This is a genomic window from Candidatus Binatia bacterium, from assembly GCA_026415395.1.
In the GTDB taxonomy this organism is placed as follows: Bacteria; Desulfobacterota; Binatia; order HRBIN30; family HRBIN30; genus HRBIN30.
This window is the reverse complement of the sequence record JAOAHD010000020.1, coordinates 90,554-115,108: the sequence shown is the minus strand read 5'-3', so window position 1 is coordinate 115,108 and position 24,555 is coordinate 90,554. Positions and strand designations below refer to the sequence as shown.

25 protein-coding genes are annotated in these 24,555 nt (G+C 63.1%); 20 read left to right on the top strand and 5 right to left on the bottom strand.

Annotated features, from left to right (window positions below):
• Positions 1–146: 146 nt before the first annotated feature.
• A complete protein-coding gene (locus N3C12_15160; GenBank protein ID MCX8073765.1) occupies positions 147–917 on the bottom strand; it encodes a hypothetical protein in 771 nt (256 codons plus the stop codon).
• A gap of 181 nt (positions 918–1,098) precedes the next feature.
• On the opposite strand from N3C12_15160, the gene N3C12_15155 reads away from it, so the two are divergent.
• The 6 genes from N3C12_15155 (at position 1,099) to N3C12_15130 (ending at position 7,122) form a co-directional block, all read left to right on the top strand.
• Entirely contained in the window at positions 1,099–1,932 is an 834-nt protein-coding gene (locus tag N3C12_15155) for a hypothetical protein (GenBank protein MCX8073764.1), read from the top strand.
• The gene (locus tag N3C12_15150; GenBank protein MCX8073763.1) at positions 1,925–2,767 is read left to right on the top strand and encodes an SDR family oxidoreductase; all 843 of its coding nucleotides are present in this window, start codon (positions 1,925–1,927) and stop codon (positions 2,765–2,767) included. The genes N3C12_15155 and N3C12_15150 overlap by 8 nt, the downstream gene beginning before the upstream one ends.
• Before the next feature lie 15 nt (positions 2,768–2,782).
• On the top strand, positions 2,783–3,808 hold the full coding sequence (locus tag N3C12_15145; protein MCX8073762.1) for a threonine/serine dehydratase: 1,026 nt from the start codon (positions 2,783–2,785) through the stop codon (positions 3,806–3,808).
• Positions 3,805–4,440, top strand: a complete 636-nt coding sequence (gene can, locus N3C12_15140) for a carbonate dehydratase (protein MCX8073761.1) — start codon at positions 3,805–3,807, stop codon at positions 4,438–4,440. Before N3C12_15145 ends, can begins: the two co-directional genes overlap by 4 nt.
• A gap of 76 nt (positions 4,441–4,516) precedes the next feature.
• On the top strand, positions 4,517–5,902 hold the full coding sequence (locus N3C12_15135) for an OB-fold domain-containing protein (GenBank protein ID MCX8073760.1): 1,386 nt from the start codon (positions 4,517–4,519) through the stop codon (positions 5,900–5,902).
• Between the two features lie 44 nt (positions 5,903–5,946).
• Positions 5,947–7,122: an acetyl-CoA acetyltransferase gene (locus tag N3C12_15130; protein MCX8073759.1), complete on the top strand. Its 1,176-nt coding sequence runs from the start codon at positions 5,947–5,949 to the stop codon at positions 7,120–7,122.
• A 2-nt stretch (positions 7,123–7,124) separates the two neighbouring features.
• On the opposite strand, the gene N3C12_15125 is transcribed toward N3C12_15130, so the two are convergent.
• A complete protein-coding gene (locus N3C12_15125; GenBank protein ID MCX8073758.1) occupies positions 7,125–7,628 on the bottom strand; it encodes a hypothetical protein in 504 nt (167 codons plus the stop codon).
• A 114-nt stretch (positions 7,629–7,742) separates the two neighbouring features.
• A complete protein-coding gene (gene thiI, locus N3C12_15120) occupies positions 7,743–8,903 on the bottom strand; it encodes a tRNA 4-thiouridine(8) synthase ThiI (protein MCX8073757.1) in 1,161 nt (386 codons plus the stop codon).
• A 367-nt stretch (positions 8,904–9,270) separates the two neighbouring features.
• Between thiI and N3C12_15115 the strand changes: the two genes are divergently transcribed.
• From N3C12_15115 to N3C12_15070, 10 genes are all read left to right on the top strand, one after another.
• On the top strand, positions 9,271–9,867 hold the full coding sequence (locus N3C12_15115; GenBank protein ID MCX8073756.1) for a polymer-forming cytoskeletal protein: 597 nt from the start codon (positions 9,271–9,273) through the stop codon (positions 9,865–9,867).
• A 162-nt stretch (positions 9,868–10,029) separates the two neighbouring features.
• Positions 10,030–10,464: an ATP synthase F0 subunit B gene (locus tag N3C12_15110; GenBank protein MCX8073755.1), complete on the top strand. Its 435-nt coding sequence runs from the start codon at positions 10,030–10,032 to the stop codon at positions 10,462–10,464.
• A 2-nt stretch (positions 10,465–10,466) separates the two neighbouring features.
• The gene (gene atpF / locus N3C12_15105; GenBank protein ID MCX8073754.1) at positions 10,467–11,042 is read left to right on the top strand and encodes a F0F1 ATP synthase subunit B; all 576 of its coding nucleotides are present in this window, start codon (positions 10,467–10,469) and stop codon (positions 11,040–11,042) included.
• Positions 11,039–11,581: an ATP synthase F1 subunit delta gene (gene atpH, locus N3C12_15100; GenBank protein ID MCX8073753.1), complete on the top strand. Its 543-nt coding sequence runs from the start codon at positions 11,039–11,041 to the stop codon at positions 11,579–11,581. The genes atpF and atpH overlap by 4 nt, the downstream gene beginning before the upstream one ends.
• Positions 11,582–11,599: 18 nt before the next feature.
• Entirely contained in the window at positions 11,600–13,108 is a 1,509-nt protein-coding gene (atpA, locus tag N3C12_15095) for a F0F1 ATP synthase subunit alpha (GenBank protein ID MCX8073752.1), read from the top strand.
• Positions 13,109–13,142: 34 nt separating this feature from the next.
• On the top strand, positions 13,143–14,003 hold the full coding sequence (atpG, locus tag N3C12_15090) for an ATP synthase F1 subunit gamma (GenBank protein MCX8073751.1): 861 nt from the start codon (positions 13,143–13,145) through the stop codon (positions 14,001–14,003).
• 13 nt (positions 14,004–14,016) lie between these two features.
• Positions 14,017–15,423, top strand: coding sequence for a F0F1 ATP synthase subunit beta (gene atpD, locus N3C12_15085; protein ID MCX8073750.1), 1,407 nt, complete (start codon positions 14,017–14,019; stop codon positions 15,421–15,423).
• A gap of 3 nt (positions 15,424–15,426) precedes the next feature.
• Positions 15,427–15,843, top strand: coding sequence for an ATP synthase F1 subunit epsilon (gene atpC / locus N3C12_15080; GenBank protein MCX8073749.1), 417 nt, complete (start codon positions 15,427–15,429; stop codon positions 15,841–15,843).
• 31 nt (positions 15,844–15,874) lie between these two features.
• Positions 15,875–16,309, top strand: coding sequence for a Rieske 2Fe-2S domain-containing protein (locus N3C12_15075; GenBank protein ID MCX8073748.1), 435 nt, complete (start codon positions 15,875–15,877; stop codon positions 16,307–16,309).
• Positions 16,310–16,324: 15 nt separating this feature from the next.
• A complete protein-coding gene (locus N3C12_15070) occupies positions 16,325–16,588 on the top strand; it encodes a hypothetical protein (protein ID MCX8073747.1) in 264 nt (87 codons plus the stop codon).
• Between the two features lie 51 nt (positions 16,589–16,639).
• Here N3C12_15070 and N3C12_15065 read toward each other — a convergent pair whose 3' ends face one another.
• Positions 16,640–19,165 (bottom strand): hypothetical protein, encoded by a 2,526-nt coding sequence (locus N3C12_15065; protein ID MCX8073746.1) that lies wholly within the window; start codon positions 19,163–19,165, stop codon positions 16,640–16,642.
• 78 nt (positions 19,166–19,243) lie between these two features.
• Positions 19,244–20,101, bottom strand: a complete 858-nt coding sequence (locus N3C12_15060; GenBank protein MCX8073745.1) for a radical SAM protein — start codon at positions 20,099–20,101, stop codon at positions 19,244–19,246.
• A 282-nt stretch (positions 20,102–20,383) separates the two neighbouring features.
• Between N3C12_15060 and N3C12_15055 the strand changes: the two genes are divergently transcribed.
• From N3C12_15055 to N3C12_15040, 4 genes are all read left to right on the top strand, one after another.
• Positions 20,384–21,010: a TetR/AcrR family transcriptional regulator gene (locus tag N3C12_15055; GenBank protein MCX8073744.1), complete on the top strand. Its 627-nt coding sequence runs from the start codon at positions 20,384–20,386 to the stop codon at positions 21,008–21,010.
• Entirely contained in the window at positions 20,974–22,074 is a 1,101-nt protein-coding gene (locus N3C12_15050) for an acyl-CoA dehydrogenase family protein (GenBank protein ID MCX8073743.1), read from the top strand. The genes N3C12_15055 and N3C12_15050 overlap by 37 nt, the downstream gene beginning before the upstream one ends.
• Positions 22,075–22,098: 24 nt before the next feature.
• A complete protein-coding gene (locus N3C12_15045) occupies positions 22,099–23,322 on the top strand; it encodes an acyl-CoA dehydrogenase family protein (protein MCX8073742.1) in 1,224 nt (407 codons plus the stop codon).
• Positions 23,323–23,405: 83 nt separating this feature from the next.
• Positions 23,406–24,527: a Gfo/Idh/MocA family oxidoreductase gene (locus tag N3C12_15040; GenBank protein ID MCX8073741.1), complete on the top strand. Its 1,122-nt coding sequence runs from the start codon at positions 23,406–23,408 to the stop codon at positions 24,525–24,527.
• Positions 24,528–24,555 lie beyond the last annotated feature (28 nt).

The following is a 24,555-nucleotide window of genomic DNA, read 5'->3' as shown; positions in this document are numbered from 1 at the left end:
AGCTCTTTTCCCTTGAGCCGACGTCATGCCAACTGCACGCCCGCACACGCCCAACACTACAATTGTCGCGCGCAGTCTGCCGCCGTTCTGTCGCCCATCGTCGCTCGGCTCTCCGCACCCGCCCCGTTCAGGTGGCGCTCCTCCGCTTACTGCGGCCCAGGCGTACAACCAAACAACGCCGCATTCACAGCGGCAACGATTTCGTCCACCGTTACGGTCCCATCCTCGTCATGGTCGACTGCCGTGCAATCCGCCACCAGCCCAGACCCCAAACCAATGTTCACCGCGCGCACGATCTCTTCGACAGTGACTTCCCCGTTGTTGTCGCAGTCCCCTACGCAGGCGGGCGGCACAGGAGTCGGCGTGGCCGTGGGCGAAGTCGACGCCTCGGCAGCCGTGACGTACACGGTGTAAGCGGGGGAGGGAGAAAAACCGGCCTTGGTCGTCGTTAACCGGAAGGTGACGGGAAACGATCCCGACGCGCCCTCCGGCACAACGAGCCGCCAGGAAGGATGGTTGTGCAGGGCCCGGCCCTGGCCCAGAAGGACGCGCTCCTGGCCGCCCGCCGCCAGCACGACCGAACCAAAGCCCATTTTCACCTGTGGCGCGATGGCGATGATCTCGAGCCAGACGTCCGTGTCGTCCGGCAAGGGGGAAAGACCGTCAGCCGCAAGCTCTTCGTCGGTCGAACCCCCATGCGCGGGATCCCCCGTGAAGCCGGGGTCCGACGCGGTGAAAAAGCACGTGCCGCTCTGGCACAAAACTCGGTATACTTGCACCTCCCGTTCCGCAAACCGCCAAATCCGCAGCTCGCCACTTCGAGGTTGCGTGGTACCAATCACGAACACCTCGTGTGCGAGCAGAGACGCGGGCTGCAACCAAGGCAGAACCGCAAGGAGCAGGCGAATTCCCTTCATGTCGTACCTTGTAACAACCGCGCCGAGCAATTCGAGTCCGTTGGATGGCTTGGCCGCTAGTCCCTTCCGCTCGACACGCAGCACCCGAACGCAAGCACAGGTTCACGAGCTAGCGTGCCAAGCGCTTGAACAACGTTCGTATCTAGAGCAACGCGTTCACCTCGTGCTAAAGGGCCGGATTATGCCGCTCGGAGTGAACCGCACGCTTCAGCTCTTGGCCAGTATTGCGCTCATCGTCGGGAGCGGCTGGGAGGCACCGATTCTCGCGCAGCAGCCAACGGCGGCGTCCGGTTTGATCCGCGCGCGGGGGATCGAAGTGGAAACCAGCCGTTTGGTTACGCTTCTCGGTAGCGAAGCCACCGAGCCCGCGCAGGTGTTCGCCGTGCCCATCGAACGCTTGCTCACCCTCGCCAAGCAGGCTGATAGCGGTGTGCGCGTGGAGGAAAGCGAGTTCCGCTTGCAGAACGGGCGGCTGCGAGTGGATGGGATGGGCTCCGACAAGGCGAACTATGTGCTCGTCGACCTTGCCAGCGGCACCATGGAATGGGTGCAACCGAAGCACAAGGCGCACATTGAATGGCGGAAGCCTCCTGCACCTGCGCGCAGCCCCACGCCGCTTCCGCAGCTCGAGCCGCTGCAAAAGGAGGCGACGATCAACGGCTTTCGCACCCGCGGCTATAGGCTGCAAACGCCAGCCGGCACGGCTTGGCTATGGATTGCCGACGAGCCTCGCGCCTTAGCGCCCGTGCTCAAGAGCCTCGCCGAATTGCAGACCCAAATCAAAGCCAACCCCGAGTCTTTTGACCAAGTCGCTGCAGTGCGCGGCATGCACGAAGGCGTGCTTGTTCGCCTGCAAGTGCTCACGCCGAAGCAATACATCGTTCGCGAGTTGGTTTCCTTTACGCCCAAAACCTGGAGCGCGGCGGACTTCCGGGTCCCCACCGGCTCGAAAGCCATCCCGGTGGAGCGAGCTAGCGCCCGGCCGCAAGCAGGCAGTTGCCACAATTGTGAGTAACAAAACGGTGCATCCAGCCCTCAGTGTGTTTGCCCCCGATTTGTTTCGCGGCCGCACCGCTTTGGTCACTGGCGGCGGACGCGGAATCGGCCGGGCAATTGCCCTGGCGTTTGCACGCTTGGGGGCCAACGTGGTGATTGCTGCTCGCACACCGGAGCCCCTGACGTCGACAGCGCAGGAAATCGAGGCGCTCGGCAGCGTGTGCCTGGCGGTGCCCACGAACATTCGCGAGATCGATCAAGTGGAGCGTCTTGTTGCGCAGACGCTCGAGCGCTTCGGGGCCATCGATTTTCTCGTCAACAACGCCGGCGGGCAGTTTCCCGCTCGTCCCTTGGATATCAGCGATCGGGGCTGGCGGGCCGTGATCGATCTGAACCTGAACGGCACGTGGAACATGCTGAGTCGTGTCGGCCGGCACATGCTCGACCGCGGCTTCGGCGCGGCCGTGAACATCGTGCACATTTACTCATTCGAACGCGGCGCGCCTGCTTTTGCGCACTCAGGTGCGGCACGCGCCGGAGTGGTCAACCTCACCCGCACCCTTGCGTACTACTGGGCGCGGCGGGGTGTCACCGTCAATGCGATCGCTCCCGGCACGGTGTCCACGCGCGGCTTGCGCGAGGAGGAATTTAGCCGGGCGGAAGTCAGCGACTACGAAAGTCTCGCCGTACGCGACATTCCCGCCCACCGCCTCGCCGACCCGGAGGAAGTGGCCGCCGCGGTGCTGTTCTTGTGCTCGCCCGCGGCACGTTACATCAACGGCGCCGTGCTGGTTGTGGACGGTGCGCTGTCGCTGGACAACTGGACCCCGATGTGGGACCCGGAAACGTTTTAAGCCCGCGCTCGGCGCATGGTGGACGTGACCTTTCCCGATATCCTCGCTGCCGCCGAGCGCATCGCGCCGTGGGTTCACCGCACGCCGCTCCATACTTGCACGAGTTTGAGCCGCGAGTTTGGTGCCCATCTCTGGTTCAAATGCGAGCAGTTCCAGCGCACCGGCTCGTTCAAGTTCCGCGGCGCCTGCAACGCGGTGTTTTCCTTGCCAAGCGAAGCTGGCAAGCGCGGCGTGGTGACCCACAGTTCCGGAAACCATGGCCAAGCCTTAGCCCGGGCTGCGGCGCTGCGTGGCATTCCCGCGTACGTGGTGATGCCGGAGGGCGCGGTACGGAGCAAAGAAGCGGCCGCGCGCGCCTTTGGTGCCCAAGTCATTCCCTGCGGCCGCACGCTAGCTGCCCGCGAGCGTGTGGCTGCGGAAGTGCAGCTCCAGACAGGCGCCGAATTCGTGCACCCGTACGACGACCCGCGCGTGATTGCCGGTCAGGGCACGCTCGGCCTCGAGTTGTTGAAACAGCTTGGCGACGTAGACTTCGTTGTTGCACCGGTCGGAGGCGGAGGATTGCTCAGCGGAGTGTGCTTGGCGGTCCACGCTCAGGCCCCGCACGTACGCATTTACGCGGCCGAGCCCGCAGGGGCGGACGATGCAGCGCGCTCGCTGGCGAGTGGGCGAAGGCAGGGCAATCCCGAGGCGCGCACGATCGCCGACGGCCTGCACGCTGAGCTGAGCGAGCGGACCTTCGCCATCCTGCGGGAGCACTTGTCCGGCGTGGTCGTGGTGGAAGATAGCGCGATCGCGCGTTCCATGCGCCTCTTGTGGGAGCGCACGAAGTGGATCGTCGAGGCAAGCGCGGCCATTGCCTTTGCCGCCCTCAGCGCGCCTCCGCTCGTGGAGCTGATCCGCAATCGCCGAGTCGTTGTCATTCTCAGCGGAGGGAACGTCGACCTCGATCGTCTCCCCTGGACTCAATCCCAAATTCCAGTGTACTCGGCAGAGGCGCCACCAGGAAACAGCCCGAGGCAGAGAAAGGAGAACTCATGAAAGCAGACGCCTTAGCTCCCTTGTTCGAAAACAACCGCCGTTGGGCAGCAGCAATGACGCAGCGTGACCCGGAGTTTTTCTTGCGGTTGTCACGCCAGCAGGCCCCCCAGTACCTCTGGATTGGCTGTGCCGACAGCCGCGTGCCCCCCAACGAAATTGTCGGCCTCCTGCCTGGGGAGATTTTTGTTCACCGCAATGTGGCCAACATCGTGCTGCATGGCGACCTCAATTGCCTCTCCGTACTCCAGTACGCGGTCGAAGTTCTGCGGGTACGCCACATTATCGTGTGCGGGCACTACGGTTGCGGCGGCGTGGCCCATGCGATGGGGCATGGCGAACTCGGGCTCATCGACAACTGGCTGCGCTGCATCAAAGACCTCTACTTGCAACACGCAGGCGTGCTGGACACGCTCGACGAAACTCAACGCCTGCGGCGCTTGTGCGAACTCAACGTGCGGCAACAAGTTGCGAACACCTGCCACACCACGATTGTGCAAAAGGCGTGGGCCAGCGGCCAACAGCTCACCGTACACGGCCTGATTTACGACATCCGCGACGGGCTCTTGCACGACCTCGAAGTGAGCACGAACAGCCCTGCGCAAGTGCCCGCAATTTACCGGCTCGGCGGGTAAGGCCCCAGGGTTGCCGAAAAAACCGCCGCGCATACAATGAGCGTGTTTTTCACCAATTGCACAGGAGGTTTCTCGTTTGGCCGGGATCGTTCGCTACGGTAGTTACATCCCTTACTTCCGCCTGCAGCGCCAAGCGATCGGTGCGGGTCGCGGCGAGCGCGCGGTGGCGAGTTACGACGAGGACGCCGCGTCGCTGGCTGTGGAGGCAGGGCGCGACGCGCTGCGCGGCGGCTTGACTGTCGACACCCTGGTGTTTGCCACGACCAGCCCGCCCTACGCGGAGAAACTCAACGCTGCCACCATTCAGGCGGCGTTAGACTTGCCGGAGTCCATTGCCAGCTTCGAACTCTCAGCCACCACGCGCGCCGGGGCTTCAGCATTAGCGTTGGCTCTCGATTTGGCGGCCGCGGGGCGGAAAGTCCTGGCGTGCGCCAGCGACGTATCGGTGGGAGCGCCAGGTGGCCTGCGCGAAGCGCAAGGCGGCGATGCCGGCGTGGCCTTTGTCGTCGGCAGCGACAGCGACGCCATTGCCCGCCTGCTTGGCAAGGCAACGCGAACGATCGAAATTCTCGATGTTTGGCGCATCCCTGAGGAGCGGTTCCCGCGCTCTTGGGAAGAGCGCTTTGCGGCGGAAACGCTCGGGCCGGCAGTGCTCGAAGCGACCAAGGAGGCACTCACGGCTGCTGGCGTGGCACCGGCATCGCTCGCACACGTGGTGCTGGACGGGGTGAACCCGCGTACGCTGGCGCTGTTGCCGCGGGCACTCGGGCTCGATGCTGGCAAAGCGGCCGACCCACTTCTGCCGCAAATTGGGCGTTGCGGGGCGGCGCATGTCGGGCTTGGCCTTGCGCATGTGCTCGATCGGGCCCAGCCTGGCGAGCGCATCCTCGTTGTCAGCGAGGCCGACGGTGTGGATGCCTTGGTTTTCGAAGTCACGGAGCGGATGCGCTCGGCGGCGAAGCCGCGCGCGGTGCAGCGCTGGATCGATTCCAAACGGAACGACTTAGCGTATCCCACCTATCTCAAGTGGCGGGGCATTCTGCCGTTCGAGCCGCCACGACGGCCCGACCCGGAGCGGCCGGCGGCGCCGGTGATGCGCCGGCACGAGCGATGGAAGATGGCGTTCGTGGGCTCGCGTTGCACCCGCTGCCAAACTGGCCATCTGCCCCCGCAGCGCGTGTGTGTGCATTGCGGAGCGGTGGACCAAATGCGCGAAGAGCGCTACGCGGACACCTCTTGTCGGGTCACCACCTACACCCTGGACTATCTTGCGTACTCGCTGCAGCCTCCGGTGGTGGTCGCGGTGGCCGATTACGAAGGCGGTGGCCGCTTTAGCTGCGAGCTTACCGACGTCGACCCCAAGCAGGTGAAAATCGGCGATCAGCTAGAAATGACTTTCCGCCGCCTCTACACGGCGCAAGGAATGCACAACTACTTTTGGAAGGCGCGCCCGATGCGCTAAACGCACGGCGCAGAGAGCCCGAGCGAATTCAGGAGGAACGTTGTATGGCGAGCAAGGGAATCAAAGATCGCGTGGCGATTGTCGGCATGGGTTGTACTCCGTTCGGGGAGCATTGGGATAAAGGTCCGGAAGACCTTCTCATCGAAGCTGCCCGCGAGGCGTACGCTTCAGCCAACATCGACCCGGAGCAGGTCGACGCCTACTGGCTCGGCACCATGGCCAGCGGCTTTTCTGGCCTCATGCTCTCCGAGGCGCTGAAGATTCCCTACAAACCGGTCACCCGCCTGGAAAACATGTGCGCCACCGGCAGCGAAGCCCTGCGCAACGCGGCCTACGCGGTGGCAAGCGGTGCGTACGACCTGGTGATGGCCATCGGGGTGGAGAAGCTCAAAGACTCGGGCTTTTCCGGCCTGGCCATGGCCAACCCGCCGCACGATGGCACGATCTCCAGCATGACAGCGCCGGCCACGTTCTCGCTGCTGGCCCCGGCGTACGCGAAAAAATACGACGTTCCGGAAGACACGCTCAAGCAAGTGCTCGCACGCATTGCTTGGAAGAACCACAAGAACGGGGCGCGCAACCCCAAGGCGCAGTTCCGCAAGGAAGTGTCGATGGAGACCATTTGCAATGCTCCGCCCGTGGCCGGGATGCTGGGGATTTTCGATTGCTCCGGGGTGAGCGACGGCGCCGCAGCGGCGATTCTCTGTCGCGCGGAAGATGCGCACAAGTACACGGACAAACCGATTTTCATCAAGGCGTTGGCGTTCGCGGCGGGTCCGGCCGAGGGCTACTTCAGCCAAAACTACGACTTCACCACGTTCCCCGAAGTGGTGCGCAGCGCCGAAGATGCCTACCGGCAGGCCGGCGTCACCAATCCGCGCGAAGAAATCAGCATGGCCGAGGTGCACGACTGCTTCACGCCGACCGAGCTCGTGCTCATGGAAGACATGGGCTTTTCCCCGCGCGGGCAGGCGTGGCGCGACGTGCTCGACGGCCGCTTCGATGGCGATGGGCCGCAACCGATCAATCCCGACGGCGGGCTGAAAAGCTTCGGGCATCCAATCGGAGCGAGCGGGCTGCGCATGATGTACGAGATGTGGTTGCAGTTGCGCGGCGAGGCTGGCCCGCGGCAAATCCCCAATCCGAAACTCGGCCTCACCCACAACCTCGGCGGCGCCCCTGGGCGCTGCGTAAGCTTCGTGTCGATCGTCGGGTTGTAAGCTCACTCCGCCGGGGAGCCCGGCAGTTCGGCAGCGCGCGCTTGCGCCCGACGGCTGCGTAGCCGTTCGGCTACGGGCGGCACGGCTTTGAGGAGCATGTCGAAGTACGCGAGGTCGGCACCGACCGCCGCTTGCAGGGCCGCTTCGTATTCCGCCAGCGCGGGCTCGAGTTCAGCTTCCTTCTCAGGGATAATTGCCTCGTGTTCATCGAGGCAGGCATTCACCTTTTCGGCCAACTGCTCGAGCCGCTCCTCGCCCTCCTTGCCGAGTTTGCTGTGGAGAGTTTCGTTCCAAATGGCAAAGAAGCCAAAGGTTGCGGCGGTCTGGCGGCGCAAGCCTCCGCTCAACAAGTAAAGCTGCTCGGCCAATTGCTCAGCGTCGGGTTTGCCTCGCCGGCTCACCAGAGCACCGACCCGAACCAACTTGTCCCGCAAGCGCTGCACGCCAAGCTCTGCCGCGAGCAAGCGCATCGCCTCGCGGAACTCTGCTGCCGTCAACTGCGCCATTTCCTCCTGCCTCCTCTTCCAGTGCTGCCGCGCTGAACCGTGATCGTGGGCCTGCTTCGTAGAAAGCCTGAACAAGCAAGGCAACGCCAGGGGGCCATCGGCGCGCTGGCGCGTTCACGGAAACGAGTATTCGAAGGTTTCCACGCGCTCCAAGGCTTCCGCCACCAAAGCTGCGACATCCAGGGCCTGTTCCGCTCGCTCTGCCTCGGCTGGACTCGTGCGGGTGGCGGGCAGTGGCGGCACGAAAAGCTGGCAACAATCTTGGTCGGGTTGGATGGAGATTTCGTACGTGCCGATGCGCTCTGCCTGCGCGCGGATTTCGTTCTTGTCCATGCCAATGAGCGGGCGCAAGACCATGAGGTCCACCGCGCGCTCGATGGTGGCCAGGTTCTCCAGCGTTTGCGAGGCCACCTGCCCCAGGCTTTCCCCTGTGACCAGCGCTTTTGCATGCACCCGCCCGGCCAGTGCCGCGGCAATGCGGAGCATCATGCGCCGATAGAGCACCACACGGTACGGCCTGGCCACGGAGGCGACAATTTGACGTTGGATTTCTCCGAAGGCGACCGCGTGCAAGCGCGACTGTAATTGGTAACGGGTCAGGATGCGGGCTAGGGCTTGGGCTTTTTCCAAGCTGCGGCGGTCTTGGTACGGGGTGCCGGAAAAGTGCACAAACTCCACCCGACATCCCCTGCCCATCATCCGCCAAGCGGCCACTGGGGAATCGATGCCACCGCTCAACAAGCAGATCACCGGGCCGCTCACGCCTACCGGCAGCCCGCCCAGGCCGCGCACCCGCTCAACCGACACAAAGGCTTCACGGGCCAGCACCTCGATAAAAACTTCCACTTGCGGCTGTTCGAGGTCCACAGCCCAATGCAACCGCTCTTGCAAAAGCCGCCCCACTTGCCGGGCAATTTCCGGAGAGGGCAGCGGATAGCTCTTATCGGCACGTTTCACCCGCACCGCAAAAGTTTGCGCGGGCACGTTGCCCAAGGCGGTCAGCGCCGTTTCCGCCAGCGCCTCCACCTCGCGCCCGCTTTTCCAGGCCAAAGCAAAATTCGCAATGCCGAACACCCAACCCAACCGCTCGCGCACCGTGGGCCAGGCACTGGCATCCAGGAGATCGATGACCACCCGACCCTCTGCCGAGCGCACCCGCGAGCACGGGGTGTCGCGGAGCATGCCTTCGATGTTGCGCAGCAGTTGGCGCACGAACAAGGGGCGGTTGCGCTGTTTTAAAGCGATCTCGTGATAGTGCACGACAACCCGTTGCATCGGCTGAGCCCCTATAGCGAGATCGCACACACAATGCGCCAGGCGGGGGTCGTGCCGATGGAATGGCCAAGTGGCTGCCTCTAGCCGCCGCCTCCGCCCCAGGAGAGCACGCGCGTCGCCCCAGAACGATGTATGGGCCCGAATCCCGGCCCAGGTGCACCGCCGCCGCGCCGTCGGCCCCTCAAGCGCAAGCGAGAAGGAGCACGCGCGCTCCACGTTTTTCGTGGGGGGTCCCCTGCACTTCGCCTACCTCCCCGCGCATCCCCCGAGCGCGCCCGCCGAGGCTGGCCGGGCGGCAGCCGTACAAAACCCGCATGAAAAGTTAAGAAAACGGGAAGCGAACGCTTTTTGACAAGCAGTGGGGGCCATGTTATACGCCGGGCGCTTTAAGATCCCCTCCGAGAGGAGAAGTTTTGCTATGGCCCTATTTGGCAAGGACGACAAATCGCAGCGGTCCGACGATGCCAGGCCAGCGTTTATCAACTCTCCGGTTCTGCCCGGCGAACCTGCTCCGGCCGAGCCCAGCGTGCAAGCGCACCTCGGCAAGGGCAGCCGCGTGGAAGGAAAGTTGAGCTTCGAGGGGAGCGTTCGCATCGATGGGCAGGTGGATGGGGAAATTCAAGCACAGGAGGCGGTGATTATCGGTGAGAGCGCTGTTCTCCAAGCGCAAATAACCGCCGGCACGGTGATTCTGACCGGGAGGCTCACGGGCGACGTGGTCGCACGCAAGCGCGTCGAGCTCCGTGCTCCGGCGCGTCTCCTCGGCAACATCACCACTCCATGCCTGGTCATCCACGAAGGCGTGGTGTTCGAAGGGCGCTGTTCGATGGGCGGTGCCCAAGGCGAGGCGAAGTCCGCGGCCACGAGCGCTGCCTCCGCCAGTGGCGAGCGCGCCAAGGTTGCACAATTCCCCCGGGAGGAACGGCCTGCCGGGGTTTCGACTTCCGCAGGAGGTGGGAAGTAACGCTTCGCTAGGCAAGGCTGCGTTCACAATCTACGAAGCAATGCGAACGCCTCTTTCCGGGGCGCGCGGCTTTAGCCTCGGAAGAGGCGTTCGTGCGTAATCCGATTGAGGCCATTTTCTTATGCATTCGATTAAGCAAGTTTTTCACTGGGCAGGTCTGCCATGCTGACATTCCCTCCGGACTGGACGTTCTTGGTTCAGCTCATCTCGTTCTTTGTCTTGTGGCTCGTGCTGCGCCGCATCGCGTGGGAGCCGATGCTCCGCGTGCTCGAGGAGCGCGATCAGCGCACCCTGGGAAACCGGCAGCTTGCGTCGCAGTGGCGGACGGAAGCGGAGCAGGCCCGGCAACGATACGAGGAAGCCTTCGCCCGCGCGCGGGCGGAGATTACGGCGAAACTACAGAACCAGCGCTCAGCCATTGCTCAAGAAGAACAGGGCATCGTGTCGGCTGCGCGCAGCGATGCGCAAACCCGGATCAACGAAGCCCGCGAACAACTGCACCGCGAGCTGAAAGCGGCGCGTGAGAGCATCGTGCGCGAAGCGGAAACCGTGGGGCGGGTCATTGCGCGGCAGCTTCTCGGAAGGGAGGTCGCGTGAGCATGCTCGGGCAGCGGTGGTGGTGGCTCGCGCTACCGTGTGTCCCAGCGGTAGCCTGGGCGGCAGGCCCAGGCGGCCATGGCGCCGACGAAGCTCACGGTGGGATTCCCTGGGCCACGCTCTTTTTCACCTTCGTCAACTTCGCCCTCTTTGTTTGGCTGCTTGCGCGCTATGTGTGGCCGCAAGTGCGACTATGGTTGCGGGAGCGTCATACCGCAGTGGTGGAGGAGCTCGAGGCTGCTGCCCGCGCCCGCAAAGAAGCCGAAGAGCTGCGCGCTGAGTGGCAACGAAGGCTCGCCCAACTCGATGCGGAAGTGGCCCAGCTTCGCCAACAAGTGGAAGCCGACTTGGCGCGCGAACGGGAGCGTGTGCTCGAACAAGCGCGGCGGACGGCGGAAGCCATCCGCAAAGATGCCGAGCGCACGGTTGCCGCCGAGCTGCGGCGCTTAGAGGAAGAGTTGCGGAGCGAACTCGTGCAACAGGCAGTGGCCATCGCCCGCGAGATTGTGCGGCGCAATTGGGGCAGCGCAGAGCAAGAGCGGGCAGTAGAAGATTTCGTGCGGCAGGTGCAGGGATGAGTGCGGTAGCCCGGCGGTACGCCAAAGCCTTGTTCGCGCTCGCTCGCGAACAAAACCTGGAAGACACGATTGGAAGCGAGCTCAACCAGCTTGCCGAGCTCGTGCGGAGCCCGGAGCTGGCTTCGGCATGGAACAACCCGTTACTCACCGCTCCGGAACGCCGGCAGCTTACCAGCGTGGTGCGGGAGCAGCTTCGACTATCGGACCTGTTCGGCCGATTCCTCGACTATCTCGCCGAACACAAGCGCCTGCGCGAACTCCCCACCATTCGCGATCACTACGAACGGCTGCTCGACGAGCTACACAACCGGACCCGTGCCCGCATTGTCAGTGCCGCGGCGCTGACCCAAGCGCAGCTCGACCGCATCGTGCAGCTCTTGCAACAGCGCACGGGAAAAACGGTGATTGCTACGGTCACCGAAGATCCTTCCCTTGTGGGCGGATTCGTTGTCGAAGTCGAGGGCAAGGTCTTCGATGCCAGCGTGGCCAATCAACTTCACGTACTCGTCGCCCGTCTCGGTGCGGGCGTATCTCACTGAGGAGGAGACCAGAAAACGATGCAAATCCGACCGGCTGAGATCAGCGAAGTCATCAAACAGCAAATTGCCCAATACGGACGCGAAATTGAAATCCGCGAAACGGGCCGCGTGTTGTCGGCGGGCGATGGCATCGCGCGCATTTACGGGTTGGCAGAGGCTGCTGCCGGTGAGCTGCTGGAATTTCCACATGGCATCTACGGCATGGTGCTCAACCTTGAAGAGGACAACGTCGGTGCCGCCATCTTCGGTGAAGCGCACCTGATCAAAGAAGGCGACGAGGTGCGGCGCACCGGCCGCATTGCCGAAGTGCCCGTCGGCGAGGCGCTGCTCGGGCGGGTGGTGAACGCGCTCGGCCAACCGATCGATGGCAAAGGGCCGATCGAAGCCACCGAGACCCGTCGGATCGAGCTGAAGGCCCCGGGCATTGTGTGGCGCCAGCCGGTGAAAGAGCCCCTGCAAACGGGCATCAAAGCCATCGACTCGATGATCCCCATCGGCCGCGGGCAACGGGAGCTGATCATTGGCGACCGCCAAACTGGCAAGACTGCCGTGGCCGTTGACACGATCATCAACCAGAAAGGCGGCGACGTCTTTTGCATTTACGTTGCCGTGGGGCAAAAGCGCTCTACAGTCGCGCAAGTGGTGGAAAAGCTCACGCGTTTTGGCGCCATGGACTACACGATCGTCGTAGCCGCCACCGCCTCCGAAGCTGCGCCCTTGCAGTTCATTGCTCCCTACGCCGGCTGTGCGATGGGCGAATACTTCCGCGACACCGCGCGACATGCGCTGGTGATTTACGATGATCTCTCCAAACACGCGGTGGCATACCGGCAGCTCTCGTTGCTCTTACGCCGTCCGCCCGGCCGCGAAGCGTATCCGGGCGACGTGTTCTATCTGCACTCGCGGCTTCTCGAACGGGCCGCCAAAATGAGCGACGAGAAAGGCGGCGGCTCGCTGACTGCGCTGCCGATCATCGAGACACAAGCGGGCGACGTCTCGGCATACATCCCCACCAACGTGATTTCAATTACCGACGGGCAGATCTTCCTAGAGACGGACCTCTTCTACTCCGGCGTGCGGCCCGCCGTGAACGTCGGGATTTCGGTGTCGCGCGTCGGCGGCAATGCGCAAATTCGCGCCATGCGGCAAGTCGCCGGTTCGCTTCGCATCGAACTCGCACAATACCGCGAGATGGCCGCCTTCGCGCAGTTCGGGTCGGACCTCGACGCCACCACGCAGCGCCAGTTGGCGCGCGGGAGCCGGCTGGTGGAAGTGTTGAAACAGGGGCAGTACGAGCCGCTACCGGTGGAAAAGCAAATCCTGATTATTTATGCCGCCACCAACGGCTATGTGGACCATTTGCCAGTGGAGGCCGTGCGCAAGTACGAAGCCGAGCTGTATCGCTTTGTCGACAATCGGCATCCGGAAATCCTGCAAGCGATCCGCGAGAAAAAACAGCTCGATGATGCGTTGAAGGCACAAATCAACGCCGTGCTGGACGAATTCAAAGCCATCTTCCAGCCGTAAACCCTAACGTCCTGCGAGGAGTCCTGTCGTCGCCATGGCCAGTCTCAAGGCAATCCGCAAGCGCATCGCATCGGTGAAAAACACACAGAAAATCACCAAGGCGATGAAAATGGTCTCGGCCGCCAAACTCCGCCGTGCACAGGAGGCGGCCACCAACGCGCGCGCCTATGCCGACAAGTTGAGTGAACTCATGCGCCACGTGGCAGCGAGCAGCAGCGACTCGCCCCATCCGCTCCTGCAAGGGCGCGAGCAGGTGCGCCGCGTGGATCTGATCCTGGTCACAGCCGATCGCGGGTTGTGCGGCGCCTACAACAGCAACCTGATCCGTCGCGCCGAGCAGTTGCTGGCGCAGCACGGGCGGGACCGCGTGCATGTCACGTTCGTCGGGCGCCGCGGGTTCGATTACTTCAAGAAACGCGGCGTAATCGTGGCCGACAAACACATCAATCTATTCGGCGGGCCAGACTTGGCTCTCGCCCAGCGCCTCGCCGACAAAGTCGCAGCCGATTACGCCGACGGCACCACCGACGCCGTCTTTGTCTTGTACAGCCACTTTCGCTCGGCCTTGTCGCAAGTGCCCACGGTCGAGCAACTCCTCCCGATCGTACCGGCATCCGAAGGGAGCCACGGCGGGCGCGAGTACCTGGTGGAGCCAGATGCAGGCACGTTGCTCGATCGCTTGCTCCGCCAATACGTGCGGGTGCTCGTACACCGGGCGTTTCTCGAAGCGCAAGCGAGCGAACATGCGGCGCGCATGACGGCGATGGACAGTGCCACGAGCAACGCCGCCGAGATGATCGATCGGCTGACGCTGGAGATGAACCGTGCGCGCCAAGCTGCGATTACCAAAGAGCTCATGGAAATCGTCAGCGGTGCAGAAGCATTAAAAGGATGAGAGGTCTGCCATCATGAACATGGGAAAAATCACCCAGGTGATCGGTCCAGTAGTCGACGTGGAGTTTCCCAACGGTGACCTACCGCCGATCTACAACGCCTTGCGCGTAAGCAACCCGTCCATCAGCAGCCAACCATGGAACCTCGTGCTCGAGGTCGCTCAACACCTCGGTGAGCGCACGGTGCGGTGCATCGCTATGGACGCCACCGAAGGCCTCAAGCGCGGCATGCCCGTGCAAGACACCGGCGGGCCCATCAAGGTTCCCGTGGGGCCGCAAGGGCTCGGCCGTATCCTCAACGTGGTGGGCGAACCTGTAGACGAAGCCGGCCCCGTGGAGGGCGAGGATTACTACCCCATCCATCGCGAGCCGCCCAAGTTTGTCGACCAAGCAACGGAAATCCAGCAGTTCGAAACCGGCATCAAAGTTGTCGACTTGCTCACCCCGTATGCGCGTGGTGGGAAGATCGGTCTGTTCGGTGGCGCCGGCGTGGGCAAGACCGTGTTCATCCAGGAGCTGATCTCCAACGTCGCCACGCACCACGGCGGCTACTCTGTGTTCGGCGGTGTGGGAGAGCGCACGCGCGAAGGGAACGACTTGTGGCTGGAAATGAAAGAGTCGGGCGTGATCTCCAAGACCGCACTGATTTACGGGCAGATGAACGAGCCGCCCGGAGCCCGTGCCCGGGTGGGGCTTACGGCTGTGACTACCGCCGAGTATTTCCGCGACGTTGAAGGGAAGGACGTGCTGTTGTTCATCGACAACATCTTCCGCTTCACGCAGGCAAACTCGGAGGTGTCGGCGCTGCTCGGACGCATCCCCTCGGCGGTCGGTTATCAGCCCACGCTGGCCACCGATTTGGGCGAGCTTCAGGAACGCATCACCAGCACCAAGCGCGGCGCCATCACCTCAGTGCAGGCCATTTACGTGCCGGCGGACGACTTGACCGACCCGGCGCCGGCAACGACCTTCGCCCATCTTGACGCCACCACCGTGCTGTCCCGGGCGCTGACCGAAATTGGGATTTACCCGGCCGTGGACCCGCTGGATTCCACCTCGCGCATCCTTGACCCCAACATCGTCGGCGAAGAGCACTACCGAGTGGCGCGCGCGGTACAAGAGGTGCTCCAGCGGTACAAGGACTTGCAGGACATCATCGCAATCCTGGGTATGGACGAGTTGTCGGAAGAGGACAAACTCATCGTTGCCCGCGCGCGGAAAATCCAGAAGTTCCTTTCGCAGCCGTTCCACGTGGCCGAAGCCTTCACCAACATCAAAGGCGTGTATGTGAAACTTTCCGACACCATTCGCGGCTTCAAAGAAATCGTGGAAGGCAAGCACGACGAAGTGCCCGAGCAAGCGTTTTACATGGTCGGCACGATTGAGGACGCGCTGGAAAAGGCGCGCCGTTTGGCTGCGTAGGTTATGGCCAGTCGACTCCTGCTCCGCATCGTCACCCCGAAACAACCGCTCCTGGAAACCGAGGTTCAGGAGGTTACCGCCCCGGGTACCGTGGGTGAGTTCGGCGTGCTGCCGGAACACGTCACGTTCCTATCCTCGCTGGAAACGGGCGTCCTCCGCTATCGCAAGGATCAACGGGAGGCAGCGGTTGCCATTCGCGGCGGCTTTGCCGAGGTGCGCGACAACATCGTGACCATCCTTGCCGACGACGCTCAAGCTGCGGAGCAGATCTCCGCCGAAGCCACGCGCGAGGAACTGGCCAGTGCCGAAGCCGTGCTCAAACGTGCCGCCTTCGGGTCACCCGAATATGTGGAAGCCGACGCGCGCAAGCGTTGGGCCGAGGCGCGGCTTCAAGCGGCCCGTTTGCGGCAAGTCTCCTGAGTTTTGCCGGTGAGCGGTGCGGGAGGGGCTGATGAGCAACGGCGTTGCATTGCGCGACAACTCCCCGGGGCTATACAGCGAGGCCGTGCCTTCCAGTTCCGAGGAGTGGATCCCTGTTGCCCGCGCCGACGAGGTTGGAGATCGCACAACGAAGAAATTCTTTGCCCGAGTCGACGGGAACGAGGAAGAATGTTTTCTCGTGAAATACAGCGGGAAGTTTTACGCCTACGTCAACCGCTGTTGCCACGTCCCGATGACCCTCGATTGGGTAGAAAATCGCTTTTTCACCACTGACGGCCGTTACTTGCAGTGCGCCACCCATGGGGCGTTGTACTTGCCCGAATCGGGTGAGTGTGTTGCCGGTCCGCCCTGCGGGAAGTTTTTACAGAGGCTCGAGGTGGCTGTTCGCGATGGTGTGGTGTACGTGTTCGCCAGCCGCGCGGCACAGCAGGATCGACAGTTCTGACACAAGAGGGAGGTTATGGCTCGACAAGACCGTCGTTGGGAAATTCGCCGCCGCCGCAACCGACGCAAGAAATTGGCGAAGCTGCGGGCGCGTTTCAGCGCCGCGCGCACCGCGGCGGAGCGCGAGAAAATTCTTGCCAAGGTGCAGCGCGTGTCGCCCACGGTGACACGCGAGCAATTTATCGCCAGCGTCGAAGCCCTGGGGGGCGGTACGCGTCCGCCTGCGCGCAAGCAGCCAGGCGGCCGTTCGGGCTCGAGCACTTCGGCGGGTGCCGCGTAAGCGGGCGGTCACTCCGCCTCCGTTCGTTCGGCACCCACGCGCGGGAAAGCGCTAGTCGACCGGCCCTTCGCCAAAGGCCATCATCGCCGCGGTGTAGAGTAACGCGTGCTCCCACACGTGGGGCACGTCGTTTTGCGGCCAGTAATCCGGGGCCTCCCCGTCGCCGTTGCGGTCAACCTGCACGCGTCCATACGCCTCCGAGATATGCAGGGTGCCGTTAGTGGTGAGGTTGCGCACGAAAAATTGCACGGCACGGCGCAGCTCGGCAAGCGCTTGCTGATCGTTCCGCTGGCGCGCCAAGTATGCGAGAGCCAACAGCGGCTCGGCATTGTAGCCGCTTTCTGGCGCGGTGCGCTTCAGGATCGGATCGATCCCTTGCTCCTTTAGTCGCTGGGCGTGCGTGGTCGCTAGCGGGTCAGACGGCGACAGAAATTTCACCGGCCAAATCACCCACGGCGCCCGGGGTCCGTCCAAATGGGGCACTGGCTCCTGCTTCAGGAAATGCCGCGGGATTGCATCGGCGAGCTCTTGCGCCCGCGCACGCCAACGTTCCACCTCGCCCGGCTCGAACCCGCACGCCTCGGCTGCCTGGATACCGCTTTGCAACGCCAGCCAAACCGTTTGCGCACCGAGCAAACTTTGGGTGAGGGGAATCGTGTCATCCTCGTTGGCGTAACATTGGAGGTTGTTGCTCTCGTCCTTGCAGTTCGCCAGGTTGGTGGCTCCGAGTGCGATCGAGGAGCACACATCGGCCAAATACTGCGCGCGCTCGGTTGGGTCCTGCAGGAACTTGGCGTGCTCCCACAACGTCCACACGACGAGTCCGGCAGCATCGATTTCGAACGACAGGGGTAGGCCGGGGATCGCGGCCACCGGATCGGTGTAATAGTTGGCTTCCACGGTGCCAGCGGGGACGCAAGCCGGATATGTTGGCTGCTGGCGGTTACAGGGACCAAAGCTGTACAAGGGCGACCAGTCTGCCGGCCGCTTGCGCTGTACCCGCGCGTAAAATTTGTTGTGGCGGGTTACGAGCTCGTGGTAGCCAGCGATGTCGAGCGCGTAGTTGATGAAGGCGCCGTCCCGCGGCCAATCCTCACCGTACGGTGGTTGCGTGTTCACGCTGGCAACGATGCCGCCGCTCGCTTCGTCCATCGCCGTGCGGATGACGATCAGCGAACGCTTGGCGAACGCGAGCACCACCGGGTCGTCGGTGTTCGGCAAGCGCGCTGGCGCCAAAAAGCGTTGCCACCACGCCTCGGTGGCGGCACGTTGGGCATTGACGTCTTCCGCCCGCGTAGCGCGCAAAATGCCATACGCGTGATCGCGGGTGTCGGCGATGGCAATGTCCACCGTCGCCTCCGCTTGGTTGCCGGCGAACAACAAGCGCTTCGCCAAGGCCGCGTTCGCTTGGCAGGCAGCGATGGGAGAGCCGGACAACACGCCGTCGAGCGCATCGCTGTAAGCGCTTTCCGCTTCATACACCCAACCCAAGCGGCTGCGGCACTCCCCGAGCGGTCCATCAGGGTGTGTGATCTGGCGCTCGCACTGGAACGCCATGCGGACGAACTCGCCAAACGTGTCACCAAGGTCGAACACCCGAATGGTGTTTTCCGTTAGCCGGCTTTGCAGCTTACAGATGTCCGTCTGGTCGAAACCGCACTGGTACCCATCGTCACCCCCGCGGACCCCCATGGCAATGTAGACACCGGGCTCGTCCAACTCTCCGATCAGCGCGGCCACTTGCTCTTGCAGGGCATTGCCTTGGCCGGGCTCGCGCAAAATTTGCGACACCCGCGCCAACCGATGCTGATCGACTCGTTCGCTCTGCGGCAGGTAATGGAGCACAGCGCGCTCCCCCGCGTCGTACACCACGGCATGGTCGTTTTTAAAGTCGAGCGCCCAATCGGCCACCGGGAACAACGGCTGACGCGACATCGTTGGGGCAAAGTTGCTGTAAAAAATCAACGTCGCCTCTTGCACAGGAGAGTTGGCTTGGCGCTCCACTTCGTAGTGGTTCACCAAGACATTTCGCTCGGGAAGAATGAACTGGTACGCTCGCACGAGGAGTCCGAGCGCGTTGTTCCGCATGATCGTGAGTGCCACGTTGGAAGCATCGTTCGTGTACTGCTGCTGGTGTTCCCACGGCAAATCACGGAGCCAGGTGAAACCACGTTGGCCGGACCGCGTACGATAGGCGAGTCCGGGGAATGCCCCTGCACTGTCCAACGCGCCAAAATGCGGCTTTAAGCGAGCGTCGGGTTCGTTTGAAGTGAGGTAATCGAGCTGGTCGTAATAGCTCGGGCCGGGCCACTTGAGAGAAGTGATCTCCCCGCAAAGAGACAGGGTGCTCGTCATGTTTCCCGAGCCCAAGGCGGCGTTCGTATTCGTCGCTCCCCACTGGAGTTCGAATACGTTGGGAGCATCCGGCAGCACGCCCAATTGCGGGCAGGGCGGACGCGCTGCCACTCCCGCGCCTCCGGGCGGCTCGCCATCCGAGCCGCAACCCCCGATCAGGGCCACCCCCACCAAGGCCATGACCACGACCCAGCTTGGCTTTCGCAGTCCCTGTTCAAACACGCGAGTTCTGCCTCCCTACAATGCAAAATCTCGAGCTCAACAAAGCCCGTGACCGATAGCGCTTTCAGGCCGCCGCCGTCAGGGGCTCACGCGCACTTCCAGCCCGAGCGCGCGAATGCGCTCCGCCACGCGTTCCAAGGCCTCGGCAGGCAATGGCGCAAGGCGAATTCCTTCGGGTTGAGCCGACGGACGCGCCAAGGTGTACAACAACACCCCTCGCAGCTTGGCACCGCGTTCTTGCACCTGGCGCAAGAACTCTAGATACGCGGCGAGCTCTGCCGGCGCCGGCGGGAGTCCATCGCAGGCGAACCAGCAGGTCTGGATCCAAGTCGGACAAAGTTCGGCACAGAGCCGCACATTCTCCTCCACGCGCGCCACGGGGATCCGCGTGCGGTTGACTTCCCACAACCCTTCGGCTGTGGCGCGATCGACTTTGAACCACACCTCACCCTGCCACTGTACAAGCGAGCGCACCCCCACCTGCACACCGTGGTGGTGTAACTGGCTGCCGTTGGTAATCAGCACAGTTTTCACCGCGGCGCCCAAGCCAAAGCGCGTGCGAACTGCGCCAATGGTCTCGACCACTTCGGCAAATTCCTTCGCTGTGGTCGGCTCGCCGTTGCCGGAGATGGCAATGTCCTTGAGCACACGGAACCCCACCGGCAAATGCCGCTCGAGATAGTCTCCGCACACTACCTGCCGGATGAAGTCCTCCAGTTCGCGATGGAGCAGCGCAACGTCGATGCGCGGCGCGGCACCCCGCTGCAAACCTTCCACCTGGCAGTACACACACCGCCAGTTGCAGGCATTGTTCGGGTTCAAGTTCACCCCCACAGACAGTCCGCCCGAGCGCCGCGACAATACCGGGTAAACGTAGCGGAGCCCCGCCCGCTGCCGGGAATGATCGGTCACAGTGAGCATATTGCGCTGCTGCATTCGCCTGCGTTGGCTTTCTAGAAGGAACTCACCCGGAAACAAGCCGCACCCGCACAGTCATCCTCCGCCGAACCACTCCCCACCCTGCAGAGCTCGTTGTGACCCGTCGACCCGGCCCAGGCGCCACCCTCTCGCCTCCGCGCGCACGCACTACCCGGGTTCTCCTCGAACAGCGCTGACCGGAGAAACCAGCTTGCCCGGGACGCGGGAACATACTAAACGTTCAGTATGCCTTCCCAGGGGCTCTCAAGCCGAGAGAATCCGCGGCGGGAATTGTTGAACGTGGCCATCGATTGCTTCGCCAAGTACGGTTACGCGGCAACGTCGATCGAACGCATCGCCAAGGCGGCGGGGGTGACGAAGGGGGCTTTGTATTACCACTTCAAGGACAAACAGGAGCTTTTGCTCGAGTCTGTGAAGCACCGCGTCGGCCAATTCGAGCGCCGGGTGGTGCAGGAAATCGCTTCCGTGGACGACCCTGCCGACTCCATCCGGGCGCTCGGGCGGATTTGTCACGAGCACGCCACGCGCAGCAACCACCGGCGCTTGATCGTCACCTTGATGGTCGAAGCGCTCGACACATATCCAGCGCTGGAGCAGCTGTTTCGCGACATGATGCGGCGCTTCCGCGCGTTCGTGGCCAGCCTCGTCGAGCGTGGCCAGCAGCTCGGGCGCTTTCGTTCCGAAGTCGATGCGCAGCTTGCCGCCGGCATGTTTGCCGGTGCCGTCATGGGCTTGGAAATTCAATACTACCAAGACCCGGCGAGTTTCGACCTCAAGCGAGCTCTCGATGAAAACAGCGAGCAGTTTCTGACCTGGCTGAGCGCTCGGCCACGAGTGCCGGCGCAGCAGGACAAAAGGAGGATCTCATCATGGTCAGTTTCGAACCGTCGGAAGAGCAACAGCTAATCCGCGACACCGTTGCTGCCTTCGCCCGCGAAGAAGTGCGCCCCCTGGCACGGCCGAGCGACGAGACGGGAGAAATCCCTTCGGCCCTCGTGCAGCAAGGGTGGGAGTTGGGGCTTACGCAAGCGCTCATTCCCGAGGCGTACGGTGGGGCGGGCGAAGCTCACAGTGCCGTGACCAGCGCACTGGTGATCGAGGAGCTGGCTTGGGCGGATCTTTCCATTGCTTGCCACCTGCTCGCGCCGCGCTTGCTCGTGGTGCCGGTGATCGAAGCGGGCACGGAGGAACAAAAGCGCGCCATCCTGCCGCGCTACACGGGCACGCCGTTTACCGCCGCAACGGCGGCCGTGGTGGAGCCCCGCTGGGACTTCGATCTCGCTTCCCTTGCGGTAACGGCCACGCCCAAAAACGGTTCCTACATTCTCGAAGGAACCAAATGCTTCGTTCCGCTTGCGGCGGAAGCAGAGCATTTGGCAGTGTTTGCCCGAGTTGCCGATAGCAGCGAGGTCGGCGTATTCTTGCTCGAGCGCAACACACCGGGGCTGCGCATCTTGGAGCGCGAGAAGAACATGGGGCTCAAAGGCCTAGCTACTTACGAAGTGGCGTTCGAGCAGTGTCGGATTCCCGCCGAACAACGTTTAGGTGGAACCGCCGGTTGCAATGTGGATCGGTTGCTGAACCTGCAGCGGGTCGCGTTGGCCGCGGCTGCCGTGGGTGTGGCGCGCGCGTCGTTCGAGTACGCCCGCGACTACGCGAAAGAGCGCAAGGCCTTTGGCGTGTACATTGCGCAAAAACAAGCCATTGCCTTCATGCTGGCGGAGATGGCGATCGAGATCGACGCTGCCCGGCTGCTCACCTGGGAGGCAGCTTGGAAGCTCGATCGCGGCGAAGACGCCACCCGCGAGGCGGTGCTGGCCAAGCAGTACGCGGCCAACATGGCGCTGATGGTGGCAGATCGGGGCGTGCAAATCTTGGGTGGCCACGGCTACATCCGCGATCACTTGGTGGAGCTCTTCCTGCGCAATGCCCGCGGTTTTGCCACCTTCGAAGGATTGCTCACTGCCTGAGAAGCAGAGGAAGGAGAAACGGTCATGATCGATTTCGAATTGCCCCCGCAGGTCAAACAAGCGCGCGACATGGTGCACATGGTAGCGGAGAACATGATGCGCCCCATTGCCCGCGAGTACGATGAACGGGAGCACGAAAAGCCGTGGGATTTTTTGAATGCGATGTGGGAAGCGTCCAAGGCGACCAGCCCCGTGAGCTTCGGCGGCGGAGGGAAGAGAGAGCCTGGCGCCCCGTCGGTCCGCAACCTACAAACCGTGGTGAGCATCGAGGAACTGTCGTGGGGCGACGCTGGCCTCTATCTCTCCATCCCCAATCCCGGCCTCGGGGGTGCCGCCGTGGCTGCTGCCGGCACGCCTGAACAACGCGAGCGTTTTCTCGCACGATTCCGCTCCGGGCCACCGAAGTGGGGAGCCATGGCAATCACCGAACCGCATTGCGGGTCCGATACCGCAGCAATCACGACCACGGCCGTGCGCGATGGCGACCACTGGGTGCTCAATGGCACGAAGATTTTCGTCACCAGCGGCAAGATGGCTGCACAGGAATCCGACGGCTTCGTGGTTGTGTGGGCTACAGTGGATAAGTCGGCGGGGCGTGCTGGCATCAAAGCGTTCGTGGTCGAGCGCGGCACGCCTGGGATGACGGTCGTCAAAGTGGAAGACAAAATGGGCATTCGCGCCTCAGACACGGCGATGATCGTCTTCGAGAACTGTCGCATTCCACTCGACAACATCCTCGGTAGCCCAGAAGTGCAACGCTCGACGGAAGGCTTCAAGGGCGCCATGGCCACCTTCGACGCAACCCGCCCGGCGGTGGCAGCGAGTGCCATTGGCATTGGCCGCGCGGCACTCGACTTCGTGCGGGCCGAGTTGGAGAAGCAAGGAATCAAGATCCGCTACGGCGTAGCGCGCAACAAACTTACGGCGATCGAGCGGGATTTCATGGATATGGAAGCCAACCTGCAAGCCGCACGGCTGCTGACCTGGCGCGCCGCCTGGCTCATGGACCAAGGACGCCACAACAACCTCGAGGCGTCGATGGCCAAGGCCAAGGCGGGCTTGGCGGTCACCCAGGTAACGCAAAAAGCCGTGGAGTTGCTCGGTCCGCTGGGATACTCGCGCAAGTACTTGCTCGAGAAGTGGATGCGCGATGCGAAAATCAACGACATCTTCGAGGGCACCCAGCAAATCAACCTGCTAATTGTGGCGCGCCGTATCCTGGGATACTCGAGCAAAGAATTGAACTGAGGCCGCAGCACGCGCACGCGATCCTTCCCCGTTTGCCTGCTCCCTTGCGCCAGAGCAGGCACCTGGAGTAGCTTGCCGCTCCTATGCCTGCCACACGCATCGGCTTGATTGGCGCTGGGGTGATTGGCTGCACGCACGCTGCCGCTTTGCAGCAGATTGCCAGCGTACTTCCGGACCACGTTGAATTTGCGGCCGTGGCGGACCCAGACCCCGCTGCGCGCGAGCAGGCGGTGGCGCTCTTCGGTTTCCGGGAGTCGTTCGCCGATGGTCACGATCTGCTCGAGCGCGGCGCCATGGATGCTGTGTTCGTGTGCTGTCCGACGGCCTTCCACGCCGAGTTCGTGCACCATGCGGCAGAGCGGGGCCTCGCCATCTTTTGTGAAAAGCCGCTTGCGATGTCGTATGCCGAAGGTGCCGCAATGCTCGCTGCGGTGCGGCGCCACGGCGTGCCACACCAGATCGGACTCGTGCTGCGCTTTTCCGCAGTGTACACTGTCATGCGCGCCTTGTTGCACGATCCCTCGTTCGGCGAGCCCATGGCCGTCATCTTCCGCGACGATCAAGTGTTCCCCATCCGCGGGGTTCACCACAGTCAGTGGCGGGCGGATCGCCGGCTGACGGCTGGGGGCACGCTGATCGAGCACGGCGTGCACGATCTCGACTTGCTCGCCTGGCTCTTCGGCCCGCCCGTGCGATTGCAAGCGTGGTCGCGCAACATCGCGGGCTACGAGGGTGTGGAGGACTACGTGGCCGTGGAGTTGCAATTCGCCAGCGGGCTGCAAGCCCAACTCGTCAATGTTTGGCATGACATGGTCCAGCGCCCCTCCAACCGCCGCCTGGAGATTTTCTGCCGAACGGGCTTTGTGGCGAGCGATTTCGATTTTCTCGGACCCGTGCTTTACCAGGTTGGCGATGGGCCAGAGACCACCATCGCCGCCGAGGAGGTGCTCGCGCGCTTTGGCAAGTTGATTACGGTGGAGCCGCCGCAGCTCGCCCCCTTTGCTGGCATTGCGTACCTGCTGCAAGATTTAAGCTTCCTGCGCGCCTTGCGGAGTGGCTCTGCACCCGCGCCGGGCCTGGAGGTGGGTCTCGAAGCGCAACGCTTAGCGGAAGCCGCGTATCATTCCGCCCGAATCGGCGAGCCGGTGACCCTGGCCACGTTTGCTGGCGAGGTGCAGCAAGGATGGTCGCGCAAAAGCGCTTGAACGCAGCGGTGCTTGGCAAGTGGCTTCG